Genomic DNA, 8,234 nt, shown 5'->3' with positions numbered 1-8,234 from the left:
GCCAATCCCTCACGATTCACCCGCCGACCCATGGCACCCCAGATCGACGCCTACGTCGCCATCAACGACCCCAAACAACGAACTCAACAAAACGTCAATCTCTCTCAAACAGGTTGACAGATACCGCATATGGGGCCTTTTCGGGCAACGCTCGCTCACAGCACTGCGCGAGCGTTGTAAAAAAGCGGCCCGTATGTGAGCGAGCGTGCCATGAAAACGGCCCGTATGTGAGCGAGCGTTTGGTTAAAGCACGACGGCGGCTGGTGAGCTTCGCAATGAAACTCACCAACCGCCGTCGTAAATCAGCTATTAGCCGGAGAAGTTGGTGCCCAAGTCGTAGTCATCCAAGGGGATGGCGCGGAACTCGTTGCCCAAGTCTCCAACTCCGCCCACGTAGTCGAAGTCGCTGAATGCGCTCGGACCTGTGAACAGATTGGCTTTGGCTTCTTCTGTGGGCTCCACCGTGACGTTGGTGTAGCGCGGCAGACCCGTACCAGCCGGGATCAACTTACCGATGATCACGTTCTCCTTCAGACCCAACAGCGGGTCAGACTTGCCTTCCATGGCCGCCTGCGTCAGAACGCGGGTGGTTTCCTGGAAGGAAGCAGCGGAGAGCCATGACTCGGTAGCCAAGGAAGCCTTGGTGATACCCATGAGCTCGTTACGGCCTGATGCCGGCTTCTTGCCCTCGGACACAACGCGACGGTTTTCCGTCTCGAAGCGGCCACGCTCGGCAAGCTCACCCGGCAGCAGCTTCGAGTCGCCGGACTCGATAACCGTGACGCGGCGAAGCATCTGGCGGACGATAACCTCGACGTGCTTGTCGTGGATACCCACACCCTGGCTGCGGTAAACGCCCTGAACTTCCTCAACGAGGTGCTTCTGAGCGGCACGCGGGCCGAGGATGCGCAGAACCTGCTTGGGGTCAACAGCTCCCACAATGAGCTTCTGGCCAACTTCAACGTGCTCGCCGTCAGCAACTGTCAGACGTGCACGTCGCAGAACCGGGTAAGCGATCTCTTCGGTGCCGTCGTCCGGTGTGAGGATCAAACGCATGGTCTTCTCGGACTCATCAATGTTGATGCGTCCGGCAGCTTCTGCGATGGGAGCCACACCCTTGGGGGTACGTGCTTCGAAGAGCTCCTGGATACGAGGCAGACCCTGGGTAATATCCTCGCCACGGCTGGCAGAAACAGCACCACCGGTGTGGAAGGTACGCATGGTCAGCTGGGTACCGGGCTCACCAATGGACTGAGCGGCGATGATACCGACGGCTTCACCAATGTCCACGGTCTTACCCGTAGCCAAGGAACGGCCGTAGCAAAGAGCACAGGTTCCAACAGTTGACTCACAGGTGAGTACTGAGCGGACCTTGATCTCTTCGATACCAGCGGCGAACAGTTCACCGATCAGTACGTCTCCAACGTCGGCGCCAGCAACAGCCAGCACCTTGCCGGAGGAGTCCACTACCTCGGCAGCCAAGGTGCGTGCGTACACGCTGTTTTCGACTTCCTCGTGCAGCACGAACTCGCCAGCAGCGTCAACCACTGCGATCGGCAAGGTCAAGCCGCGCTCGGTGCCACAGTCGTCTTCACGAACAATGACATCCTGGGAAACGTCAACCAGACGACGTGTCAGGTAACCGGAGTTAGCTGTACGCAGAGCGGTATCGGCCAGACCCTTACGGGCACCGTGAGTAGCAATGAAGTACTCCAAAACCGACAGGCCCTCACGGTAGGAGGACTTGATCGGGCGAGGAATAATTTCACCCTTGGGGTTGGCTACCAAGCCACGGATACCGGCAATCTGGCGAACCTGCATCCAGTTACCACGAGCACCGGAGGAAACCATACGGTTGATCGTGTTGGATGCGGCGAAGGACGCACGCATCGCATCAGCGATCTCGTTGGTTGCCTGGTTCCAGATGTCGATGAGCTCCTGGCGGCGCTCGTCATCAGCAATCAGACCCTTGTCGAACTGTGCCTGCACCTTGGCGGCCTTGATTTCGTAGCCTTCAAGGATGGCCGGCTTGGACTCGGGCACCTTGATGTCCGAGATCGCAACCGTGACACCTGAACGGGTTGCCCAGTAGAACCCGGCATCCTTCAAGTTATCCAGTGTTGCTGCAACAACAACCTTGGGGTACCGCTCGGCGAGGTCATTGACGATCTCGGAGAGCTGGCCCTTGTCTGCAACCTTTTCTACCCAGGGGTAGTCGGCCGGCAGGGTTTCGTTGAAGATGACCTGGCCCAGGGAGGTGTCGATGATGGCGGAATCGCCAGCCTCGAACCCTTCCGGCGCTTCGCGGTCAACGCTGGGAACAAAGTCGCTCAAGCGGATCTTGACCTGTGAGTTCAGGTGCAACTCACCGGCGTCGAACGCCATGACAGCCTCAGCCGAGGTGGAGAAGCTGCGGCCTTCGCCAGCTGAACCAACACGCTTGGTGGTCAAGTGGTACAGACCGATGATCATATCCTGCGAAGGCAGGGTAACCGGGCGGCCATCGGAAGGCTTCAAAATGTTGTTCGAGGACAACATCAAGATGCGGGCTTCTGCCTGCGCTTCGGGGCTCAGCGGCAAGTGAACTGCCATCTGGTCACCGTCGAAGTCAGCGTTGAAAGCGCCACAAACCAGCGGGTGAAGCTGGATTGCCTTGCCTTCAACAAGCTGGGGCTCGAACGCCTGGATACCCAAACGGTGCAGGGTTGGTGCACGGTTCAGCAGTACCGGGTGCTCGGTGATGATCTCTTCGAGAACATCCCAGACCTGGGGACGGAAACGCTCAACCATGCGCTTGGCGCTCTTGATGTTCTGTGCGTGGTTGAGATCAACCAGGCGCTTCATCACGAACGGCTTGAAGAGCTCCAGGGCCATCTGCTTGGGCAGACCACACTGGTGCAGCTTCAGCTGCGGGCCAACAACAATAACCGAACGGCCAGAGTAGTCAACGCGCTTGCCGAGGAGGTTCTGACGGAAACGACCCTGCTTGCCCTTGAGCATGTCAGAGAGCGACTTCAACGGACGGTTGCCCGGCCCGGTGACGGGACGGCCACGACGACCGTTGTCGAACAGGGAGTCAACGGCTTCCTGCAGCATGCGCTTCTCGTTGTTGACGATGATCTCCGGAGCACCCAAATCAAGCAGACGCTTGAGACGGTTGTTGCGGTTGATCACGCGACGGTAGAGGTCGTTCAAGTCCGAGGTGGCGAAACGGCCACCGTCGAGCTGAACCATGGGGCGCAGTTCCGGCGGGATCACCGGGACGGCATCCAGAACCATGCCCAGCGGGCTGTTGTTGGTGGTCAGGAATGCGTTGACAACCTTCAGTCGCTTGAGGGCACGGGTCTTGCGCTGGCCCTTGCCATTGGCGATGATGTCGCGAAGGATCTCCGCTTCACCGGCCATGTCAAAGGTCTCAAGACGGCTCTTGATGGCTTCGGCACCCATGGAACCTTCGAAGAACATGCCGTAACGGTCACGCAGTTCGCGGTACAGGGCCTCGTCACCTTCGAGGTCGGCAACCTTCAGGGCCTTGAAACGGTCCCAAACCTGCTCAAGGCGGTCGATGTCGGCGTCGGCGCGCTTGCGCACGTTGGCCATCTGACGGTCCGCAGAATCGCGGGCCTTCTTCTTATCGGCTGCCTTGGCGCCTTCGCCCTCAAGGCGCTGCAATTCGCCCTCGAGGTCGCGGGCGATCGTGGCGATGTCGCTGTCGCGGGTGTCAACCATGCGCTTCTTTTCCAGATCATGCTCGATCTGGAGGTTCGGCAGCTCGGCGTGACGTGCGTCGTCGTCAACACTGGTGATCATGTAGGCAGCGAAGTAGATGACCTTTTCAAGGTCCTTTGGTGCCAGGTCCAAGAGGTAGCCCAAGCGCGAGGGAACGCCCTTGAAGTACCAAATGTGGGTTACGGGAGCGGCCAGCTCAATGTGGCCCATGCGCTCACGGCGTACCTTTGCGCGGGTGACTTCAACGCCACAACGCTCGCAAATGATGCCCTTGAAGCGTACGCGCTTGTACTTGCCGCAGTAGCATTCCCAGTCACGCGACGGGCCGAAGATCTTTTCACAGAAAAGACCGTCTTTTTCCGGCTTGAGCGTGCGGTAGTTAATGGTTTCCGGCTTCTTGACTTCGCCGTGGGACCAATCGCGGATATCTTGCGCGGTGGCCAGGCCAATCTGCATGAAGCCGAAGGAGGATTCGCTGGACATATGGGTCCTGTTCTCTCTAATTCTCTAAGTCTGAATGTCTAAGCGGGTTACGGGAAGAAGTGAGGGTTCGACGGCGGTGGGCTGGCCACCGCCGCCGACTCACTAAACTTCTTCGACAGAGTTAGGCTCGGCCCGTGACAGGTCGATGCCCAGCTCCTCCGCGGCCCGGAAGACTTCTTCATCCGAGTCACGCATCTCAATCGTGGTGCCGTCCGTGGAAAGAACTTCCACGTTCAGGCACAGCGACTGCATTTCCTTGATGAGAACCTTGAAGGATTCCGGGATACCCGGCTCCGGGATGTTCTCGCCCTTGACGATGGCTTCGTAAACCTTCACGCGGCCATGGATGTCATCGGACTTGATCGTCAGCAGTTCCTGCAGGGTGTATGCCGCGCCGTATGCTTCCAGTGCCCAAACTTCCATCTCACCAAAGCGCTGGCCACCGAACTGGGCCTTACCGCCCAAGGGCTGCTGGGTGATCATGGAGTACGGACCCGTGGAGCGGGCGTGAATCTTGTCATCCACCAAGTGGTGAAGCTTCAAGATGTACATGTAACCAACAGAGACCGGATCCGGGAACGGCTCGCCGGAGCGGCCGTCAAACAGTTGGGTCTTACCCGAGGAGTCGATCAGGCGAACGCCGTCGCGAGTCACGTTGGTGGAATCGAGCAGGCCAGTGATTTCCTCATCACGGGCACCGTCGAACACCGGAGTGGCAACGCGGGTCTGGCCGATTTCACGGGGCAGGTTCGGCAGGTTCTTAACCCAGTCCGGCTCGCCCTCAATCTTCCAACCGGTCTTGGCAACCCAACCGAGGTGGATTTCCAGAACCTGGCCAACGTTCATTCGACCCGGAACACCCAAGGGGTTCAGGACGATGTCAACGGGGGTACCGTCAGCAAGGAACGGCATGTCTTCGATCGGGAGGATCTTGGAGATGACACCCTTGTTACCGTGACGGCCTGCAAGCTTGTCACCATCGGTGATCTTGCGCTTGTTGGCAACGTACACGCGAACCAGCTGGTTCACACCGGGGGGCAGATCGTCTTCGGAGTCACGGTCAAAGACGCGAACGCCAATGACAGTACCGGACTCGCCGTGGGGCACCTTCAAGGAAGTGTCGCGAACTTCGCGGCTCTTCTCACCGAAGATGGCACGGAGCAGACGCTCCTCCGGGGTCAGTTCGGTTTCACCCTTGGGGGTGACCTTACCTACCAGGATGTCGCCGGCTTCAACTTCTGCACCGATGTGGATGATGCCGCGCTCGTCCAAGCCAGCAAGGATTTCCTCGGAAACGTTCGGGATGTCCCGGGTGATTTCCTCGGCACCAAGCTTGGTGTCGCGAGCGTCGATCTCATGCTCTTCGATGTGAATGGAGGAGAGCACATCTTCAGCAACAATGCGCTGCGAGAGGATGATGGCATCCTCGTAGTTGTGACCTTCCCAAGACATGAAGGCAACCAAGAGGTTCTTACCCAAGGCAAGCTCGCCCAAGTCCGTTGCCGGACCGTCAGCAATGATGCCGCCAACTTCCAGACGCTGGCCCTCAGAGGCCAGAACGCGCTGGTTGTAGGCCGTTCCCTGGTTGGAACGCTGGTACTTGGCGATCGGGTAGTTGGTCTCGGTGCCGTCATCGTTCAACATGACAACGATGTCTGCGGAAACCTCCGAGACAACACCAGCCTTCTTGGCGATGACCACGTCACCGGCGTCAACAGCAGTGGCGCGCTCCATGCCGGTTCCCACGAACGGGGACTCGGACTGAACCAACGGCACAGCCTGACGCTGCATGTTCGCACCCATGAGGGCGCGGTTAGCATCATCGTGCTCAAGGAACGGGATCAAGGCCGTAGCCACAGACACCATCTGGCGCGGGGAAACGTCCATGTACTCGACGTCGTCGGCCGGGATCAAAACAGGCTCGCCGCCACCACCGCGCTGGCGAACCAGAACGGAGTCTTCGGAGAAGTGGCTGTTGGCATCCAAAGGCGCGTTGGCCTGTGCAATAACAACATCCATCTCGTCATCAGCTGTCAGGTAGTCAACTTCGTCAGAAACGAAGCCGTCCTTGACGCGACGGTACGGTGTCTCAATGAAACCGAACGGGTTGATGCGTCCGTAGGAAGCCAATGAACCAATCAGACCAATGTTGGGGCCTTCAGGAGTTTCAATGGGGCACATACGGCCGTAGTGGGACGGGTGAACGTCTCGAACTTCCATGCCTGCACGGTCACGGGACAAACCGCCCGGGCCCAGCGCGGACAGACGACGCTTGTGCGTCAGACCGGCCAGCGGGTTGTTCTGATCCATGAACTGTGACAGCTGGGAAGTTCCGAAGAACTCCTTGATGGCAGCCACAACGGGACGGATGTTGATCAGGGTCTGCGGCGTAATCGCTTCGACGTCCTGAGTGGTCATACGCTCACGCACAACGCGCTCCATGCGGGAAAGACCCGTACGGACCTGGTTCTCGATGAGCTCGCCAACGGCGCGGATACGACGGTTACCGAAGTGGTCGATGTCATCGACGTCAACGCGCAAGTCAACCTCGGCGCCGTCGCGCTGGCCCTTGGTGGTCTTGTTTCCGGCGTGCAAAGCAACCAGGTACTTGATCATGGCGACAATGTCATCCACGCTCAGGACAGAAGCCTTCTCGTCGCTCAACGGCAAATCAATACCAAGCTTGCGGTTGATCTTGTAACGGCCAACCTTGGCCAGATCGTAGCGCTTGGGGTTGAAGTACAGGTTGTGCAGCAACGCGTCGGCAGCGTCAACTGTGGGCGGCTCGCCCGGACGCAGCTTGCGGTAGATGTCCAGCAGGGCATCTTCGCGGCCTGTGGTGGCATCCTTTTCCAAGGTGGCACGGATGGAGTCGAACTCGCCGAACTCCTCCAGGATCTGGCCTTCGGTCCAACCCAAAGCCTTCAGCAGTACAGTGACTGACTGCTTGCGCTTGCGGTCAAGACGGACGCCAACCTGGTCGCGCTTGTCAATCTCCAGTTCGAACCATGCACCACGTGAGGGGATGATCTTGGCGGTGAAGATTTCCTTGTCACTGGTCTTATCCGCGGTGCGCTCAAAGTAAGCGCCCGGGGAACGAACCAGCTGCGAAACAACAACACGCTCGGTGCCGTTGATGACGAAGGTGCCCTTGTTGGTCATAAGCGGGAAATCGCCCATGAAGACAGTCTGCTGCTTGATTTCACCGGTCAAGTTGTTCATGAACTCGGCCTTGACGTACAACGGCGCGGCGTACGTGGCGTCGCGGTCCTTGCACTCGTCAACGGTGAACTTGGGGTCAGAGAATTCCGGCTCCGTGAAGGACAGGGACATGGTGCCCTGGAAGTCCTCAATGGGGGAAATCTCTTCGAAGATGTCGGAGAGGCCCGAGGTGACGGCCACGCTGTCATCGCCAGCGTCCACGGCCGTTTGCATGCGGTCCTGCCAGCGCCCGTTACCTACGAGCCAGTCAAAGCTCTCGGTTTGGAGGGCAAGCAGATTCGGCACGTCAAGCGGCTCACGAATCTTTGCGAATGAGAGGCGACTCTTTGCACCGTCGGTGCTGTTTGAATCGATAGCGGTTGCAGCGTTATTTACATTAGAGGTGCTCGAGGCGACCAAGAGGGATCCTTCCACAGACCTGCAGGCTTGTTCTTACGAACCCTCACCCGAGCCGATAGTGGTCATCAAACCACTACGGTCGCTGGTCAAAAGTTGATCCAACACGCATCAATGGCTGCTCTAGTCAGTCACTGATTCGCGTGGTCCAAAGTCTCTTGTCCGAAGCAAAGCCCACCGCTATATGAAGGCTGAAGGTTAAGAGGGATACGCAAAGAACTACATTACAGGCAAAGTTACTCCCGTGTCTACCCCACGGGACAAAAATACGCAAGTATTGATATTCCCACAGTGAAAATTGGCGGATTCATAAGGAATTTTTTGCGTTTCTTTGACATCTGCTGTGGCGTAACACTCACTTGGTGAGCAGGCTGCAGGTGCGCACCGGACGGGCGGCGCGTGAA

2 protein-coding genes are annotated in these 8,234 nt (G+C 58.3%); both read right to left on the bottom strand.

Going from position 1 to position 8,234, the window contains the following annotated elements; translation table 11 throughout:
- Positions 1–309: 309 nt before the first annotated feature.
- On the bottom strand, positions 310–4,212 hold the full coding sequence (locus CVS28_RS18665) for a DNA-directed RNA polymerase subunit beta' (protein WP_103464873.1): 3,903 nt from the start codon (positions 4,210–4,212) through the stop codon (positions 310–312).
- Between the two features lie 102 nt (positions 4,213–4,314).
- Positions 4,315–7,833: a DNA-directed RNA polymerase subunit beta gene (rpoB, locus tag CVS28_RS18660; protein WP_103464874.1), complete on the bottom strand. Its 3,519-nt coding sequence runs from the start codon at positions 7,831–7,833 to the stop codon at positions 4,315–4,317.
- Between the last annotated feature and the right edge of the window lie 401 nt (positions 7,834–8,234).

Source organism: Arthrobacter glacialis (genome assembly GCF_002909415.1).
GTDB lineage: Bacteria > Actinomycetota > Actinomycetes > Actinomycetales > Micrococcaceae > Specibacter > Specibacter glacialis.
Note: the sequence above shows the minus strand (reverse complement) of the source record. Positions and strands in the feature narration are given on the sequence as shown.

What these genes read in the sequence shown, in the direction of transcription:
- CVS28_RS18665 (WP_103464873.1), bottom strand. Translation starts at nt 4,212, where the DNA reads ATGTCCAGCGAATCCTCCTTCGGCTTCATGCAGATTGGCCTGGCCACC.